This window comes from Bacillus sp. FSL R5-0439 (genome assembly GCF_038008805.1).
GTDB lineage: Bacteria > Bacillota > Bacilli > Bacillales > Bacillaceae > Bacillus > Bacillus safensis.
Window position 1 is genome coordinate 3,634,046 of record NZ_JBBOZW010000001.1, and the last position, 17,660, is coordinate 3,651,705.

Annotated in this window: 16 protein-coding genes and 1 pseudogene; 2 read left to right on the plus strand and 15 right to left on the minus strand. The window is 36.6% G+C overall.

Annotated elements, in window-relative coordinates:
• Positions 1-115 precede the first annotated feature (115 nt).
• Positions 116-826, plus strand: coding sequence for a GntR family transcriptional regulator (locus NST59_RS18680; protein WP_341040927.1), 711 nt, complete (start codon positions 116-118; stop codon positions 824-826).
• Between the two features lie 50 nt (positions 827-876).
• Here NST59_RS18680 and NST59_RS18685 read toward each other — a convergent pair whose 3' ends face one another.
• Positions 877-1,860 carry a hypothetical protein gene (locus NST59_RS18685; protein WP_445285728.1) on the minus strand — a complete coding sequence of 328 codons (984 nt, stop codon included), beginning with the start codon at positions 1,858-1,860 and terminating at the stop codon, positions 877-879.
• A gap of 136 nt (positions 1,861-1,996) precedes the next feature.
• Positions 1,997-4,180 carry a hypothetical protein gene (locus NST59_RS18690; protein WP_341040931.1) on the minus strand — a complete coding sequence of 728 codons (2,184 nt, stop codon included), beginning with the start codon at positions 4,178-4,180 and terminating at the stop codon, positions 1,997-1,999.
• Between the two features lie 241 nt (positions 4,181-4,421).
• Between NST59_RS18690 and NST59_RS18695 the strand changes: the two genes are divergently transcribed.
• Complete coding sequence (locus NST59_RS18695; RefSeq protein WP_327842011.1) at positions 4,422-5,318, plus strand: PhzF family phenazine biosynthesis protein; 897 nt, start codon at positions 4,422-4,424, stop codon at positions 5,316-5,318.
• Positions 5,319-5,358: 40 nt separating this feature from the next.
• On the opposite strand, the gene NST59_RS18700 is transcribed toward NST59_RS18695, so the two are convergent.
• The 13 genes and pseudogenes from NST59_RS18700 to NST59_RS18760 form a co-directional block, all read right to left on the minus strand.
• The gene (locus tag NST59_RS18700) at positions 5,359-6,234 is read right to left on the minus strand and encodes a LysR family transcriptional regulator (protein WP_260982308.1); all 876 of its coding nucleotides are present in this window, start codon (positions 6,232-6,234) and stop codon (positions 5,359-5,361) included.
• A gap of 8 nt (positions 6,235-6,242) precedes the next feature.
• Positions 6,243-6,749 carry an LURP-one-related/scramblase family protein gene (locus tag NST59_RS18705; RefSeq protein ID WP_144491814.1) on the minus strand — a complete coding sequence of 169 codons (507 nt, stop codon included), beginning with the start codon at positions 6,747-6,749 and terminating at the stop codon, positions 6,243-6,245.
• A 105-nt stretch (positions 6,750-6,854) separates the two neighbouring features.
• Positions 6,855-7,196, minus strand: coding sequence for a darcynin family protein (locus NST59_RS18710; protein WP_144493785.1), 342 nt, complete (start codon positions 7,194-7,196; stop codon positions 6,855-6,857).
• A 70-nt stretch (positions 7,197-7,266) separates the two neighbouring features.
• A complete protein-coding gene (locus NST59_RS18715) occupies positions 7,267-7,857 on the minus strand; it encodes a Crp/Fnr family transcriptional regulator (protein ID WP_039182796.1) in 591 nt (196 codons plus the stop codon).
• Between the two features lie 150 nt (positions 7,858-8,007).
• Positions 8,008-8,856, minus strand: coding sequence for an MBL fold metallo-hydrolase (locus NST59_RS18720; protein ID WP_268501876.1), 849 nt, complete (start codon positions 8,854-8,856; stop codon positions 8,008-8,010).
• Between the two features lie 66 nt (positions 8,857-8,922).
• Positions 8,923-10,089, minus strand: a complete 1,167-nt coding sequence (locus NST59_RS18725; protein WP_341040941.1) for an MFS transporter — start codon at positions 10,087-10,089, stop codon at positions 8,923-8,925.
• A 137-nt stretch (positions 10,090-10,226) separates the two neighbouring features.
• Positions 10,227-10,529 (minus strand): ArsR/SmtB family transcription factor, encoded by a 303-nt coding sequence (locus NST59_RS18730; RefSeq protein WP_025093701.1) that lies wholly within the window; start codon positions 10,527-10,529, stop codon positions 10,227-10,229.
• Between the two features lie 582 nt (positions 10,530-11,111).
• A pseudogene (locus NST59_RS18735) lies at positions 11,112-11,823 on the minus strand (MBL fold metallo-hydrolase).
• A gap of 269 nt (positions 11,824-12,092) precedes the next feature.
• Positions 12,093-13,190 (minus strand): hypothetical protein, encoded by a 1,098-nt coding sequence (locus NST59_RS18740; RefSeq protein WP_341040943.1) that lies wholly within the window; start codon positions 13,188-13,190, stop codon positions 12,093-12,095.
• A 138-nt stretch (positions 13,191-13,328) separates the two neighbouring features.
• Positions 13,329-14,456: a hypothetical protein gene (locus NST59_RS18745; RefSeq protein ID WP_341040945.1), complete on the minus strand. Its 1,128-nt coding sequence runs from the start codon at positions 14,454-14,456 to the stop codon at positions 13,329-13,331.
• Between the two features lie 332 nt (positions 14,457-14,788).
• Positions 14,789-16,543: an SIR2 family protein gene (locus NST59_RS18750; RefSeq protein WP_341040948.1), complete on the minus strand. Its 1,755-nt coding sequence runs from the start codon at positions 16,541-16,543 to the stop codon at positions 14,789-14,791.
• Between the two features lie 366 nt (positions 16,544-16,909).
• On the minus strand, positions 16,910-17,389 hold the full coding sequence (rlmH, locus tag NST59_RS18755; RefSeq protein WP_034621943.1) for a 23S rRNA (pseudouridine(1915)-N(3))-methyltransferase RlmH: 480 nt from the start codon (positions 17,387-17,389) through the stop codon (positions 16,910-16,912).
• Between the two features lie 80 nt (positions 17,390-17,469).
• Entirely contained in the window at positions 17,470-17,640 is a 171-nt protein-coding gene (locus NST59_RS18760; protein WP_008360116.1) for a CxxH/CxxC protein, read from the minus strand.
• Positions 17,641-17,660 lie beyond the last annotated feature (20 nt).

Consider the following 17,660-nt stretch of genomic DNA (forward strand, 5'->3'; position numbering starts at 1 on the left):
AATTATACCGGTACAATTTATCAATACATATATAATTTTAGATAGCATATCAAAGGAAATTAGGTATGTGCTATAATACAAAGACAATAAATCGTGAAAACAAAGAGGAATAGCCATGTTAAAGTATCAACAAATTGCGAGCGATATTGAAAAATATATTGTCACCCATGAGATGCAACAAGGAGATAAGCTCCCTGTACTCGAAACACTCATGAGTCAATTTGCTGTGAGCAAAAGTACCATTATCAAATCGTTAGAATTACTCGAAAAAAAAGGAATTATCTATCAAGTGAGGGGCAGCGGCATCTTTGTTCGAAGACACCGGCGCAAGGGATACATCAGCCTTTTATCCAACCAAGGGTTTAAAAAAGATTTAGAGGAATTTCAACTGACCTCAGAGGTTTTAATGCTAGACACCATCAAGCCGTCCGAAGAAACTGCACTTAATTTGAACATTGAACAAGATGAAGATGTTTTTTACCTTAAACGCATTCGTTACATCAACGGACAAACCTTATGTTTAGAAGAATCCTATTACCGAAAAACGATTATTCCTTATCTCAACACAGAAATTGCCGCCGATTCTGTTTTTAAATTCGTCAGTGAAGGTTTGGGGCTCAAAGTCGGTTTCTCCGATATGTACTTACAAGTAGGCAAATTGAATGAAACCGAAGCGACGCACCTCGGCCTCAAACAAGACGATCCCGCCCTCCGCGTCGAGACGGTCTTTCACCTCACAAACGGCCAGCCCTTCGACTTTTCGAAAATCACATATAACTACACACAATCCCAATTTTTTATTCAAGCCAATAATTATTATGGGTGATGGACGGAAAAAGCCCCTCATAAACTGAGGGGCTTTTTGCAAATAACCTATCACTTGTAATAGTTATAATCATTGAACGTCGCGATCATATCTTCTTGTGTGCCTTTCTTCCCGCGATTTGTATTAAAATATAACGTTCCGTCATCAAAATCAACAGCTTCTATTTCAAAAAGAGTAAATGCACTGCTCGTAATTCGAAATGAAAGGTCTTTTCTAGTAAACAACTCTTTTGAAAAATCTTTTGCAGGTGTTTCCTTTTGCTCTTTCAGGATTTGATTGATATTTAATGGATATGTGAGAATGACACTCACATTAGAAGCCCCTCCATTGGAGTCTGGCTTAGATAATGGTACATATAATGTTCCTTGATAGAAAGAAATGCCTTGAAGAATGTACTTAGAAACATCCACCACTGATTGATTTACAATCGCTTTCGTATAATTTAATGTAAACGTTGCCTCATATTCAAATTGTCCTTTTTGGTCATTAAAATTCCCAATAAAAAAGCGATTGCCAGACCTGACAATAAACTTGTCCGCTCCAACAGAATATGTGATGCCGCTAATTGATAAATTCGCCCCTTGGTACTGAAGGACATAGGATTTAGCCACTTTGTACGTATTTTTCTTCGTGTTCACACTTAACTTCACTATCTTTTTTACATACTTTACACCATCGGCCATAGGCGCTACATATAAGCTAACTTGCTCATCACCTTTTTGAGCTTTCACAGCTAAGTCATTAGCATGTCCTAAGTCATTACTAGTACTGTTGGTGTCAGAGTTTTTAAGGAGCTTAACAGTTCTATTGCTTGAAGAGCCGTTCATTTTAATAGCGTACAATTGCGTCAAGTGATTTGACGTATTTATTTTTGCAGCATAAATCATATTATTATTACGATCTACAGCCATCCCTTGCATAGAAGTGTAGAACCCAGAACCTGACATTGCAGAATACGTTGTATATGTGTTGAAATATCCGGATTGTGCCTGAACAGTCGCGGACCACATACTGCAGCAAAAGATGACAGCCATTAGGATAAAATACTGCAATTTTTTCAATATAAACACTCTCCTATCATTGGAATTTATATCGTTTGGCTATTAAAAATAAAATCGTCACCATAGAAATGAATGACGATTTTTTTAAAATGATCATTAAGCTTAAGCTCTACTTTTCAGCTTTAAACGCCTTTACCGTTTTACTACTTTCCGACATGCCTTTCCCAGTGACGGTGAAGTAGAGTTTTCCTCCCTTAGCGCCTAGTTGTTTAAAAGTGACTTTTACAACTTTGCCTTTAGTAGCTGTTGACTTCCCAATAAGCTTTCCCGAAGAATGATAGATTTTGACAACATCTTGATTGGTGAGTTTACTGACCGTAACCACGTCTTTTTTCTTTTTGTTGTTCACAATGTTGATTTGGTTGCTTTTTAACGAAGCAGACGGCTCACCTTTAAAAGAAATGGTTTGCTTTCCGCTTTCCAGCATCTTATCGCTGCTACGCGTGATATACACTTTACCGCTCTTAGTCCCAACTTGTTTAACGTACAATTTGATGGACGAGCTGGTAGCAGGTTTTGATGCAGCTAGTAATTTCCCGCTTGTTGAGTAGACTTTAATTACATCTTTTTTCTTCAATTTACTCACTGTAATGATGTCATTTTTATTTTTAAGATTATTGATTTTGACTTGGCTGGCTTTTAAAGCATCTGACTTTTCACCTTGATAACGAATTGGTACTCGATTTCCCTCTTTTAAACCAGGCTCTTTTATACTGATATAAAGCGTTCCACTTGTTTGGCCCAATTGCTTCAAGGAAATCGTCAGATTCGAGCTAGATGCAGCCTGTTGGGCAATCGCTTTTCCACCAGAAGATTGTTTAAAAACTTTGATGACTGATTGCTTTTTGATTCCTTTTATCGTCACCGTATCATTTTTCCCTTTATTGTTCGTCACCTTCACTTGGGATGATGCAAGTGGAGATGTGACGACTTTTTTGACGGTGAAGGCTGGCAAGGCGACCTTTCTCTTTCCACTCTGCAACGTGATTGTTACTTTAGATCCTTGTTGTAATTTTCCCGTTTTCAATTTAAAATCTTTGCCCGGCGTAATGTTGAATGGTCCAAATTTCTTTTTCGTTGTGCTAGCGCTGAGTTTCGACATTGCTTTTATTGTGTTATTCGCTGAATCAGATTGCACCTCTACAATAGCTTGATCGCCAAACGTACTCATGCCATTAATGGTCTCACTTGAATCATCGATTTCTTCCACAAAAACTTTCTGTACATCTTCCTGAGATTGATCCGTTTCACTCGGATTATCAGCCATGAACGACTTGACTGTAATGAAGTCACCACCGATTAACTTTGAAACAGGAACATCATAGACGCCATTAGAGTCTGTCTGACCTTCCCCAATGACTCTTCCCTCTCCATCTAAAATATTGATCATACTTTCAGGAGTTGCAGTTCCGCCCACTGAAGTTGAAAGCTGAGTAAAAGGATCAATAGTCGGAGCGGTTGATCTCAGTTGGAAAGTGGTCTCATACAAAGCATTATCATAAGAAGGTTCCAACACTTGAAATTTACTTTGATTTAATGACTTTATTGTGTTTTTGTCTAAATTCAACTCAAAGTTGCCATCACCATCTGCAGTCATCGATTGAATGATGTCACTTGATTTTTGATTTTTAAAGACGATCTTTGCATAAGGAATTCCCGTTTGGCCTTTCACTGATTTAGACCATTTTGTCGTAGGAATAAGTGAGATTTTCTTAGGATTCACAATTTTTTTGTAAACGTCGATATTGCTGCCAGTCGTCATTTTCACTGTTAGGAATGTCCCTGCACTTAGGGCAGGCAGCTTCAAATGAATGGCATCATTGAATGTGCCTGAGGCAATTACTTTGCCATCTTTCATGACCTCTACTTTTGTGTTCTTCACAGTTTTCCCAGTTAACTCCTGAGAAGTATCATATATCGGATCTAATGAGCTAAAAGATTCCTTGAAAACATACACTTTGTTTGAAGAAAGCATTGTCCCATTTTGGTCATACGTATCTAACTCCGCCGTTTGACCTGAACTAATGTTCCAAGAAAACAACTTAAAGTTTCCATTACTATCTGCTTTTGCGTAGTGCATATATTTAGATTTCCAGTTACTCGGAACACCCCAATCTACGAATGCAACGATTGCGTTTGGCGCTGTTTTACCTGTCAGATAATTATCACCATATTGATAACGATCAACCGTTGTTTTCGTTCCACCCTCTGTGGCACTCACACTTTCTTGTATATGAAAACTCAACATCATCACACATAGAATAGAAGCTACTAATTTCAGGACCATTTTCATAAATATATCCTCACTTTTCCTATTAATGTTTTTATATACAAATATTATACATTTCATCTAGTATAGATACAAGAGTTAATAACATGACTAAAGACTTATCAAACTACCAATTTAATAGGTACAGTGAACCTCCTCTCTTACATGAACATCTCCGATTTAAAACATCAAAAAGATTCATTTTACGAATGCATCAAACAAACTTATGATAAACGTAACAAAAATGTATAGGAGGGTTCGTCAGATGAGAGACATTAGAGTGTATCATGTTGATGCGTTTACAACTGAGAAATTTGGAGGAAATGCCGCTGGGGTGGTGTTGGATGGTGAGTTTTTAACAGAAGATGACATGCAGAGCATCGCCAAGGAGTTGAATTTACCGGAATCCGTCTTCTTGCTGCCTGCCCATGATAAGGAAGCCGATTATCGGGTCAAATACTTCACGCCGACAGAAGAGGTCAATTTCTGCGGGCATGCAACTGTTGGTTTGACTTGGCTTCTGGCGACGGAGCTAGGGCTGGCTAAAGAGAGATCAGGGGTCGTGTTAGAAACAAAGATCGGCAAGGTTCCTGTCGTATGGCACGAAGAAAATGGCAAGGTCGTTGATGTGGAAATGACTCAGGTGACACCGAAGACGCGAGATTTTGTCATTGATTTAGAAGAGCTTAGTGACATGCTTGGTGTGAGCATTGACCGCATTGATCCATCCTTTCCTATCAAATTAGCAAACACCGGTAACTGGCATCTGCTTGTTCCGATGAAGGACCAACAGGACATTGATCAAGCGGCACCAAACTTAGCGGCTTTAGCTAGAATGAATAAAGAGCATGGCATCTCGACAACCCACCTTTATACGTTCCACACCTCAAAAGAATGCGATCTTTATACGAGAGATTTTGCACCTGGGATTGGTATACCCGAAGATCCTGTGACGGGGGCAGCAAACGGGGCATTGGCTGGATATCTTTATTTGGAGGGCATCATTTCTCAGCAAGAAATCACTCACCTGAATATTGCCCAAGGGGATGCCATCGGTAGACCTGGCTTGCTTCGTATCACAGTCATTCCAAATGCATCAAAGCCGGTGATCAAAGTGGCAGGCGCAGCTGTCATCACGATCCGAGGCGTGTTAACTTTATAAAACACCAGCTTGAATGGGAGACCTCCTGTTCAAGCTGATTCTATTTAAAATGACTTTTGACCGTTTCAATCCACCTCTTGGCCGATGGGGAAGCTGCTTTGAATGATTTGAGCGCCAAGTTGACCTCACGAAAGACGCTCGTCTCCAGTGGAATGACTTTCGTATAAGGTATGTGCGGCGGTAACACTAATTTTGGAATAATCGTGACCCCAAGCCCTTCTTGCACCATAGAAATAAGCGTATTGTTGTCTTCAATTTCAAACAAAACATGAGGCTTCACGCTGCCTCTTTCTTTTAACAGCTTCTTGACGAGTATATCGCAACCCGCTTTCGGCATGATAAAGGCTTCATCATGCAATGAATCAACTTCGATCACTTTCTTCGTATGAAAGCGATGATTCTCTTGTATGAGCACCACCAATTCATCCTGAAAAAGTGGAATGGTCTCGAATTCCCTCGATGACTGCGTTAAAAAACCAACATCAACCGTGCCTGAAGCGATCCATTCCTCAATCTCCTCATAACCGCCTTCATATAACTCCAGCTTGATATGCGGATAGCATTGCGTAAAACGGTGAATAAGGCGTGGTAGAACATTTGAAGAAAAACTAGGGAATGTCCCAATCTTGATGCTCCCCACTTCCATCCCTTGAATTAGCGCCGCCTCCTGCTCAAGTAATGCCGCATGATGCAGGATTTGCCGGATATGCGGCATCACCCGCTCACCTGCGTCTGTCAACGACAGCCCGTTTCGATTCCGTCGAAGCAGCACAATCCCGAGTTCCGCCTCAAGCTTCGCAATATTATGACTCACCCCAGACTGCGTCAGCCCAAGCTTCTCCCCGGCTTTTGTAAAACTCCCGCATTCGACGACTGTTAGAAATACTTTGTATTGGAATGTGATCAGTGTGCTCACCTCACTTATTAATTCGTCGTTGCCGACGACGAAGACCTAGACGCTGCTTCATCAGCTTTCACACAATCAATCGCAACAACGAGCGCAATCATCACAGGCTCCATCTCTTCTTTCAAAATATCAACCTTATAGCTGTCACCCCAAGTAAACCATTCCTTCTTCACCTGACCGATCACTTCGCCATTCTGCAGCACTTGGAAATTCATATCCCACCAGTTACCTTGCACTTCGATCCCAGCAGCATCAATTGAATATTTTGCTTTAAAAAACGTAAACTCTTTTTTAATCGTCAATACCTCTTGACCATCAACTTCTACAAAAAACTTCGGTAAAAAGGTAAACATTTTCTTCGTAATCACAGCGATTTCATCTCGTTCTGTATTCAAAATGGTAAACGTCTTCGGCATCTTCATAAAGCTGCCTTCTACCACATACACATCCTTCTCCTGTTGATCCTTTACCGTAAATCTGCCGCTCAGGCTAAATACTTTCTGCTTCATGTAAAGCTGTTTCATATGTACCTCCGATTCAGTTCAAAAATTTATCCGTTCTTACATTACCTCTGATTATACCAAAAAATAGAATGTACAAAAAACCACCTGATAGCAGGTGGTTTTCGATTACTGATCCATTTTCAGAGACTCTTTTTCATATGTTTGAAAAGCATTTTCCATTCCCATGATGACTTCTTTAATTTTGACATAACCACTTGTGTAAGGAATAGAATCCCTAATCTCTTCCCACATAAAATGATAGAACTTCAGGTCTTCCGTTTCACATATTACAAAATCTGTGTAATCTTTACCTGGAAGAGCTTCAGCATCAAAAAAGCGCACCGTCACATGTTCCTCATATTTCTGCATCAACTCTTGCAGCGAAGCCGCATGGGTTCTGCGCTCCTCTCGTGGTAAAGCAAGCCAAGATGGGTAGAACTCTAATAAAACAACCATCATATATTTCATCATCATACCCCCGATTCTTCTATGATGTGATGATTGTACGTCAGATCTAGAGATTGTGCATTAACATAGGTTAATGTTCAGCAGGATGGAGCAGCCTGCTCAACGAAACCGGAGAAATACCAATATATGAGGCAATATGATATTGAGCGATACGTTGATGTAACCCGGGATATTTCAATAAAAACGCCTGATATCGCTCAATTGCTGGCAAATAAAGCAGTTCCCTCTCACGCTCTTCCTTTCTCGTATACAGCCTCTCTACACTAACCCGAACAAACCGCTCCCACATATGACTTCTATCCATCAACATTTGAAGCAGATCATACGGAATTTCAATCACAATAGAATCCTCCATCGCTTCAATCGAATAAGGAGAAGGCTGCCTGTTGATCATACTTGCATAAGAAGTAGCAAAATCATCTTCCAACGTAAAAGCCACGTTGTACTCCCTTCCATCCGGTAACAAATAGAAGAGACGGAAGAGCCCCGTTATGCAGAAATAAGCGTGTTTCACAAGATCGCCAGCCTTGACCATGCATGTACCCGCTTTTAATTGTTTAATTGTTGTTCCATCTTTGAAGGCTTGCCAATGATTTTGTTCGATTGGATATTTGGATATTTTGGTTTTGAAAGTGTCGTATGGGTCAGTTATTTTGTCCATCTGTTTTTTTACCTCCTAATAAGGAAAACTCAAGCCTACTTGGGGATTGTTTTTATTATCAATGCTAAAAATAAGTCTGTCACAATACGTGATGCAAAAAAAGTCTCGTTTGAGGGAAATCACTCAAATGAGACTTTTTTTAGTTATGATTTAATACCCATTTACAAAGTAAGCAATGGTTTCTAATTCATCTTCTTTCAGTTCTCTGTTCACGTAATGTTGATATTCTTTCGTGATTTTCTTCTTATCTCCACCACATAGATCAGTGAATTTCGCTATCATCCGAAGTTTGTCTGTTTCCTGACGAAACTCCTCTTTTGTCCACGGCCTTTGGTGTGAAGGAATATACATATCAGCATCAAAAGCATCTAACTCATCTAAAAGACGCAACGTTTCCTTCACCGTATAATGTACTTTTTCGGCATACATTTTAGGATAAATACAATCACCAAGAAACAGGATTTTCTCTTCTTTCACATACACGATCACGGAATCAGCAGCATGATCGCCTCCAACATGTTGCACGACGCAAGTGACCCCACCAAGATCAATCTCTATCCGACGGTCAAACGTGACATCCGGTAAAACCACCTGAATATCTCGATGATCTTGATATTCTTCTTTAATAGCCTTCGCGCAAAACTCAATCTCCGTTCCTTCCCTCACCCGCTCATCGATTGCCTCATCAGACCACGAAAACGGAAGAAGCTTCTCCATTTCCTTTCTGGTCTTTGCAGAAGCAATCGAAACCGAACCAGGCAGCGCTGGCAGACCAAAAATATGATCCCAATGCCAATGCGTGAGGACAACCATATCTGGCTTGGCGTTCTCGTGTTTAAAAGTTTTCTGGATAAAATAGTTCGCATGATCTTCTGAATTGCCTGCATCGATCATTAATGTTTTGTTATTGCCTACGACCATGCCTAGGATGGGGCGGTCGGTAAGTGATACTGGTGTGATGTACCAAAAACTCTGACCTATTTTTTTAATTGAGTGCAAAGGTGCTTCCTACTTTCTGTCATTATTTTTTAAATTGAATCACGTTTTTTCCCATCGTTCTACTGTTTAAGTATATCGAATTTCTTTACTCGAAGTAGCACGCGAAGCCAATATTGTTACAATGATCGCGATTGCAACGCCTAAAGCACCTGCCCAAGTAACGGAAGATAGAGAAACTTTCTCTACAAAGATACCTCCAATAGCTGCACCTGCAGCCATCGCCAATTGCATCATTGACTGATTGAGACCCAATAGTATACCTGATGACTCTGGCTCCATTGTAGCTAAGTGATATTGTTGAGTCGGGCCAGAAGACCATGCAGCAAATGACCATAATATTAAAATGAGTAATACTCCAACATAAGAATGCGTAACTAGTGAGAGCAAAATGAGCATGATGACATGTAATGTCATTCCACTAATCAGAGTAAAATTCACACCCCATCGATCGGTACTAAATCCACCAAACTTTGACCCAACTAGACTAGCAATCCCGAATACGAGGAGAACTCCACTCAGCAATTTGCTGCTTACACCCGATATATTTAAAAGGTAAGGGGATAGATAGGTATAGGCAATTGAATAACCACCGAGCCAGAAAAAGGTGATGGCTAATCCTAACACTACTTTTGGTTTTTTAAAAAGAGCAAGTTGTTGAATTAAAGGTACAGGTTTATCCCCTTGGATTTTTGGAATCGTAAGAGAAATGATCACCATGGCTAATAATCCGAGTAAAGCTATTCCTCCAAATACAGCTTTCCAACCAAAGAAATCACTAGTCATTCTGCCAAGTGGGACTCCAATGATCAATGATGCTGTAAATCCCATTACTACTGTAGCAATAGCGGTACCTTGCTTACCTTTTGGTGCAATTTTTTCAGCAATTGTTAATGCAGTAACTACGACCATCCCCGCTCCAAGAGCCATAATAATTCTTGACACAATAAATAATTGATACCCAGGGAGGACGAATGCAAGAATATTACCTAGAATAAAAACGCTAAGTGAAAATAACATTAACTTGCGTTTATTCATTCCCGATGTTAAAGCCATTAATACTGGGGTGAAGATGGCATACACAAGAGAAAAAATCGTAATTAACTGGCCAGCTGCAGCTATCGTAATCCCTAACGATTCAGAAATATTATCCAAAATACCAGAGATGATATACTCTGATGTACCAACTAAAAAACTTACAATAGCTAAAATGTAAATCTTTACAGTGTTTGACAATGTAGATCACTCCTTATATATAATACATTTACATATCTAGAATTGTTAATATGTATGGACAAAAAAACATATTACGATAAGTCGATTTGTATTTAATAAATGAAACTGAATTCTAATGTATGAATTCAGTTCATTTATTAAATATTTTTTTCTAGAATCTCAGCAATTTTTTTAATGGCATTTTCATCTCTTTTATAATACGTGTATTTACCTATACGCTCTGTCGTAATTAATCCAGCTCGAAGTAAAATTGAAAGGTATTGAGATGCTGTTGATTGCGTCATTTTCAATTTATCTGTTATTTGACTAACACATACCCCTGTAGTATTCATATCAATCCCTTCATGGGGTGTAAAATGACGATCAGGTTCCTTTAACCATTGTAAAATTTGCAGTCTTGATTCATTGGATAAGGCTTTAAAAACTTCTATTGGCTCCATACAAACCATTATATCGATAAATAACGATATGTCAACATGTGTTATTGGAGAGCCCTTACTACTTTCTGTTTCCCTAGCTAATTTCTCGCCGCTTTAGGGCTAAGCGTGGTTTTTTACGGGCGATTATATCTTCTATTCTGGTGCAATGGAGATGTTTAATGGAAAAGGATTAGAGTACTTTTTTGCTGCTTGTACAGCTAAATTTGGCCTTCTCACCCCTCATTAACTTATGATAAGGCTCACCGTGATGCCTTTAAATGAGGTTATTATCTACAAAGGTTATTAAAATATTATTTTATGTTGGAAGATCTCTAGAACTACATTTAAATTAGATCATCAAACACTCAAGTTATAATGGAAATATAAGTGAAAATGAAAGGAGAAACAATGAAAAATTGTCTTTTTAGAACTATCAATTGCATGAAGCGATTTGATTTTTTTGGACGAAAACACGACCTGAATACTAAGCCTACGTGGGGTTGTTTTTATTATCAATGCCAAAAATAAGTCTTCCACAATCCGTGATGCAAAAAAAGTCCCGTTTGAGGGAAATCACTCAAATGAGACTTTTTTAGTGATTATTTAATAACCAGTTACAAAGTAATCAATGGTTTCTAATTCATCTTCTTTCAGTTCTCTGTTCACGTGATTTTGATATTCTTTCTCGGCATCAAAAGCATCTAACTCATCTAAAAGACGCAATATTTCTTTCACCGTATAATGAACTTTTTCGGCATACATTTTCGGATAAATTCAATCACCAAGAAAAAGGATTTTCTCTCCTTTCACATACACGATCACTGAATCAGCAGCATGATCACCTCCAACATGTTGCACGACACAAGTAACCCCGCCAAGATCAATCTCCATCCGACGGTCAAACGTCACATTCGGTAAAACTACCTGAATATCTCGATGATCCTGATATTCTTCTTTTATCGCCTTCGCGCAAAACCAATCTCTGTTCATCAATCGCCTCATCTGACCACGAAAACGGAAGAAGCTTCTCCATTTCCTTTCTGGTCTTCGCAGAAGCAATCGAAACCGAATCAGCCAACGCCGGCAGACCAAAAATATGCTCCCAATGCCAGTGAGTGAGGACAACCATATCGGGCTTGGCGTTCTCGTGTTTTAAGGTTTCTTTGATAAAGTATTTGGCATGATCTTCTGAGTTACCAGCATCGATCATTAATGTTTTGTTATTGCCTACGACCATGCCTAGGATGGGGCGGTCGGTAAGTGATACTGGTGTGATGTAGGAGAAGGTTTGTCCTATTTTTTTGATTGTGTGCATGGTGTGCCTGCTTTCTATACTTATATCTTAATTTGAGTTGCTCTCAAAAAAAGAAATATTATATACTATGATTCATTTGATATCCTCTTACTCCAAGTAATAAGTTTCATTTCAAAGTTATATAACAATAACCCCGTAGCATTTTTAATGACTTTTGTATTTTTACCTTTAATCATAAATATTTTAATTACTGCTTGCTGAACTAAAAAATCTACAAAAAATATTTTTTATTTTTTTGTAAATATATAATTTTAATCACCTAAATATCATTAATCAGGTATATTTTCTTCTAATTTTTGTTTAATATCTATTATATGCTCACGAAATTCATTAGCTAATAATCTTTTAATATCATTATACCTATATTTCATTTCGATCCTTTGTCGTATTATAAGGTCTTTTTCGAGAATATTAATCTCCTTTTTAAAGGTTGCATTAAAATTAGTACCTGATAAATCAAATTCTGCTATTGCAGGCATATTATCTATGCCTTTAATAAACATGCGTAATGTATATCTTTTCATTATCTCATTGATTGCTTCGTCATTAGTTACAAATATCGGAATTTTATTGTCCCTTTTCACTTCTTGACAAACCTCTATAACCCAAGCCAGATCAATAGCAGCATTCCAGATACCTCTTATATAAGAATCCCTTTTTGAAATATTTTTCTTTTTAGTAATGTGGATCAGTCTTGTTATACTCTTCCCACTTTTTAATTTAAGTCCTCCAAAGCAAAGTATAGCTGTGCCCCAATGAACTAGGCTAATAAAATCAACCTCATTAGTCATAAAATTATAAAAAGACCTTAATTTTTGGAAATTATTCCTATTTTTATCACTCATAAGTTGTTTTATCTTGAGTGTAAAAACGTAAGATAAAATTAAATACGTTGATGTTTTTGAATTATCATGTTTGGTAATTAATGGTTTGAAAAATAATTCATAATTGTAAAAATTAGTACTAGATTTAAAAGGACCATCAGGATAGAGAACATCTTTTATAGGTAAATCTTCAATTAATTTGAAAGCTTTATCGACTCTAAGAAAAAATTTATCTGTATTTAAAGAATAATCCCCCAGAATATCTCTACAATTTTCATTTAGTGCGTTAAATATATCGAATTCTAATTTCCTTTCTCTTATGCACTTAATCATCTCAAAAAAATCTGTTAATAATTCATGATTATTATGATTATTCCAGTTGTTGATTGTACCAACTGGATCATCAAAATAATTTTCTAAATAAATACTTACATTAGAATCCATAATTAAAATAAAATCTTTAGGTTCTTTTTCTCTCAAAAAGTCGGCTAAATTTATAAAATTAACCATCTTAGAAGCAGGCGATGAATACATTAAATGCATTATTTCCCCTCATTTCATAATTCATAACCATAGCCTATTATTAGAATTAATAATGCAATACATGCTTCAAGCATCTGATTGCTTTCACGTTTTAAATTTATTTTGATATAATTTCAGTTATCAATTATAACTGTAGTTTTAATAAAGCGGGGAAGAATTACTCTTCATACGTGAAGCTGATAGTTTGTTATTTGTTGCATCAACACTAGTAATAATTATATTAAGATTATACTTTTGATTGATTGCCGAAACATCTTTTTCCAATTCTTCTATTTTTTTAAATTCGTTTTTTTCAAATACAATTATCATAAATACCGCTTCTTTTATTTCCTCAGCAACTAAATATTTAACCAGTTGCAATTTTAATCCATGTCTTAATTTAGGGTTAGATGCCAACTTTACTTCGATTAAGATTCTTTCATTTACTCCTCTTGAAAGTTTAAAATCTATTGGACCTCTCCCAATATTCGCTTCTGGGGAAACGTCTATATTATTTGTTTGAAAATATAAGTAACAAGTTGCCATAAAAAGTAGCTGTACTGCTTTTTCATCTCTCGACTTATAATTTTCAGACCAAAGAAGTTTATAAGAACCTTGATTAACAATTGAATGGATAAAATTATCGATTCCTTTTTTAACCACAATAAAAAAGTCATCCTTTATAGTTACCTCGTATTTTTCTTCTTTTAATTCTTTTAAGCTTAAAAGATATTTATATTCTTCCTCAATATCAGGTGGCATTAAATCCACGTAATCTGCTAATACAACATCAAACTGAGATTCAAATTTTTTTGTTGGCATATCCTTAAATATTGATAAATACAGAGGGACATCTAAAAAGTCAAAATCTTGAAAGCAATTTTCAAAATAAAAATGAAAATCATTCAAATCCTCAATAACCCAATACATTTCCTCGTCTATTTCAGGTTGTTCCTTTCTTATCTCAGGTTCCATGGCATAGAAAAATAGACTTTCCCCACTATGAGTACTATAATCATCTTCAATCTCACTAGCTATATTAATAATTGAATATAAAGCATATTCATGCAAAGGAGTAAGTGTATGAACGAAATAATCTTTACTCCACAAATATAAATCTTTTGCAGCTTTTTTACACTGCTGTTCTTTAGTCTCATAGATTACCATAGGAAAAATATCAGAATAATCCTCATCATTAAATTCAAAATAATGCTCAATAAAATCACTTAGCTTTTCATTAGCATATTTTAATAAATCTTCAGTTAAATCAGCATAAATTTTTATCACTCTTAGCTCCCCCCTCTAAAGGCTTCAAAGCACTAATATTCAGTTTTTATATTTCTTTTAATTATAGAGATAATTGTAATTAGCTTAATAGTTTATTGCGATATATTCTTATTTTCGGTAGAATTCTTCAGTGTCAAAAAGGGTGAGTCTATTAAACAGAGTATATACGAGTAAATATTTAAGGGGGTTTTTTTAATAGTTTTTATACCTTATATTTTTCCCTCCTAAAACGCAAAGTTATTCGCTAATAGTGAATAGGCTAAATATATTTTTTAAAAACCCCACTCACTTAAGATTTTGCTCTCCGTGGAGCATCTAAATAAGGTTTAAAATTATTTTTCATTAAGATACGCTTCAACAAGACCATGTCCACTGAAATACACATGCTTATTTAAGTCATCAGATAATGTTCTTAAAGATTTAGTAAAGAGTTCTCTATCACCCTCAAATAATAAAAGCACTCCCCAATCAGGTATTAGAGAACCTTCAGTTAAAAACTGCTCTATATGATTTCGATCATTTCTATAACCGAAACATCCACTAAAGTAATTGCTGTCACCTAAGTATCGATGTTTTAATGAACGTAAAAATTCAAACAAATCGTAATGAATCATATATTCAACCCTATCAAATGCCAATTGACTTTCTTTAAAAACCTCTTCCATGAAAGGAAAAGTAAACATTACTTCAATGGGCAAATGATATGGATTTTCTGGTTGTAAGCGTTGAAAAGCATCATATAAATATCTCCGTGGGGAAACATACCAAGAAAAATCTTTTCTACTATGGAATCTATCTCTTACCTTAGGTTTCATCATAATTTCATCTAGAAGTTTATACTTTCTCCTCATCGTCAATGAAACTCCCATACTATAAAAAATAGCTTGTAGTGGTAGTTGTTTCAATCCTAGTAAAGAAACTCTTCCATCACTGTTTTTTATTGATGTAAATCTTTCTAAAGTCTCAATTAGTAATCGTTCTTGATAATCACCTTTTCCATAAAAAGCGAGTATTGATGATAAAACAGAAATAGGTTTTACAATGACCTCTATTTCTTCAATCCATTGTTTCATGAGTTCTATAGTTGCTTCTTGATTTGAATCAAATTTATTAATTTTATTGATTACATCTCGTGATTCATTAGTAAACAAATCACGAATAGCCGATTCATTGCCATTTTGAATATAGCCTTTTAACCTCTTAATTTTGACTTGAGTATTTTCTGGATTAACCTTTTTCAACTTCGAAATGTTAAAAACAGTTTCTTTTATTTCTCGGAAAAAATGGTCAGCACCTTCAGAGTCAATTATTAAATTGGCATCCCTAAAATTAATTAATTCTTCTGCTTTTCCATTTATTGTTTTAGAAAAAGAATGCCAGTACCACGAATACCTGCGTCCTTTAACACTTTTTATTGTGTCCCTTAGTGCCGTATCCCACTCCGCTGACCAACCGGAAACTATTAATCCATAGTCATCAAAAATCTGTTGTAATAACACAGAGAGATTAGTTGAATAACTCTCTAACTCATCGGTAATATTCTTAAACCTTGTGTCTCTATAATCTCCATGAATTTTCAATATTGTACAGTCAGCATGTGCTAAAGGCTTCATTCCTTCTATATCTGATTCGTGATAAAGCGTTTGATACTGTACATTCAATTCATCTAATGCTTGTTCAATTAAACGGTCAAAGTTTGTGGTAACAATTACTTTTATATACCCCTGTTTTACTAATTCTGCTATTGCATTATGTGCTGCTGTTGGTACCTTTCTTCCTTCCTTTAAGTCCTCTTCTGTAGGCTCAAAAAATTCTTTTAGTAGACCATTCCGCTCTGATGATGTTTTAGCTAGCATACCTATAACTTCATCGTATAAAGGTGGAGTTCCGAATTTTTTTTCATACCATTTAATTTCATCTTGCTCTTCTGAACCATCTACTAGCATAATTCTTCTGCACAGCTCTTTTAGAACGCCCCACCCTGTAGGGATACCGGATGAATAGGAAATACCCGAACCCAGCAATAAGGCATAAACACCTTGATTTGCTTCAACAGAAAATGATAATGACATTAATTTATCATCCAATTTAAAGTCCTCCTTCTAGTTCTATTAGAGCTCTTCGTAGCCAAATTTTTTTAATAATGTATCTGATCTCTGCATGATATAATCATGTGCTTTTTCAGTAACTTGTTGATGGGAATTCTGTTTATGCGTATAGATAATTTCACTGAAGTTTTGACTTAGGATTAAAAATACACTTCTGTTTGCAGCTCACGAGCTAGCTCCATTAAATTAATATCCTTTAATTGGTTCTTTAAGAAATCCCCCACTTAAAAGCTCAACATAAAAGGCCAGAAGTGATTGCATAACCTACCCTACTATTATAGGCGGTATCTTTGGCCTCTTTATCCTTACATACCATTGTCATAAATAATAACATTAAAACCTCACTCACTTATGATAAGGCTCCCCCCGCACAATCCGAAACGCCCGATAAATCTGCTCCACCAACACCAATCTCATCAACTGATGCGGGAACGTCATTCTCGAAAACGATAACTTCTCATTCGCACGCTGCATGACAGCATCACTTAGTCCAAGCGATCCGCCTATGACGAAACATACCTTACTTTTTCCGTATGTTGCCAGCTTATCTATTGTATCGGCTAATTCTTCGGAAGTTTTCATCTTTCCTTCGATGGCGAGGGCGATGACGTGGGCGTCTGGGTTGATTTTGCTTAGGATGCGTTCGCCTTCTTTGTCTTTGATGATTTTCATGTCTTGATCGCTGAGATTCTCGGGTGCTTTTTCGTCCGCGAGCTCAATGATTTCAATTTTCGCATAGGCTTGTAATCGTTTTGTGTATTCGGCTATGCCTTGCTTTAAATATTTCTCTTTTAATTTTCCTACTGTGATAATTGATATATTCACAGGTCATCCCCACCTTAAGAACAAGTTATTCATATAAGTTATCAACAATTGTGGATAAAATTTGTGTATTTTGTGTCCGATCATTCGTTCCCCACTATATATATTGCAGGTTCATCGCACAATTCACAGGTTGTGGATAAACTGTGTGTATGTTCGATTTTTCTGAATTCTGGTGGCGTTTCGTGATCATCTATGTACATGTCTAATACGGTTTCTATGTGTTCTGCACAAGCATAAAGTGATTTGTTCATAAGTTTCTAATTCCTCCAAT

Coding starts and splice junctions, on each gene's coding strand:
- NST59_RS18680 (WP_341040927.1), top strand. CDS start 116: ATGTTAAAGTATCAACAAATTGCGAGCGATATTGAAAAATATATTGTC.
- NST59_RS18685 (WP_445285728.1), bottom strand. CDS start 1,860: ATGGCTGTCATCTTTTGCTGCAGTATGTGGTCCGCGACTGTTCAGGCA.
- NST59_RS18690 (WP_341040931.1), bottom strand. CDS start 4,180: ATGAAAATGGTCCTGAAATTAGTAGCTTCTATTCTATGTGTGATGATG.
- NST59_RS18695 (WP_327842011.1), top strand. CDS start 4,422: ATGAGAGACATTAGAGTGTATCATGTTGATGCGTTTACAACTGAGAAA.
- NST59_RS18705 (WP_144491814.1), bottom strand. CDS start 6,749: ATGAAACAGCTTTACATGAAGCAGAAAGTATTTAGCCTGAGCGGCAGA.
- NST59_RS18710 (WP_144493785.1), bottom strand. CDS start 7,196: ATGAAATATATGATGGTTGTTTTATTAGAGTTCTACCCATCTTGGCTT.
- NST59_RS18715 (WP_039182796.1), bottom strand. CDS start 7,857: ATGGACAAAATAACTGACCCATACGACACTTTCAAAACCAAAATATCC.
- NST59_RS18730 (WP_025093701.1), bottom strand. CDS start 10,529: ATGGAGCCAATAGAAGTTTTTAAAGCCTTATCCAATGAATCAAGACTG.
- NST59_RS18740 (WP_341040943.1), bottom strand. CDS start 13,190: ATGCATTTAATGTATTCATCGCCTGCTTCTAAGATGGTTAATTTTATA.
- NST59_RS18760 (WP_008360116.1), bottom strand. CDS start 17,640: ATGAACAAATCACTTTATGCTTGTGCAGAACACATAGAAACCGTATTA.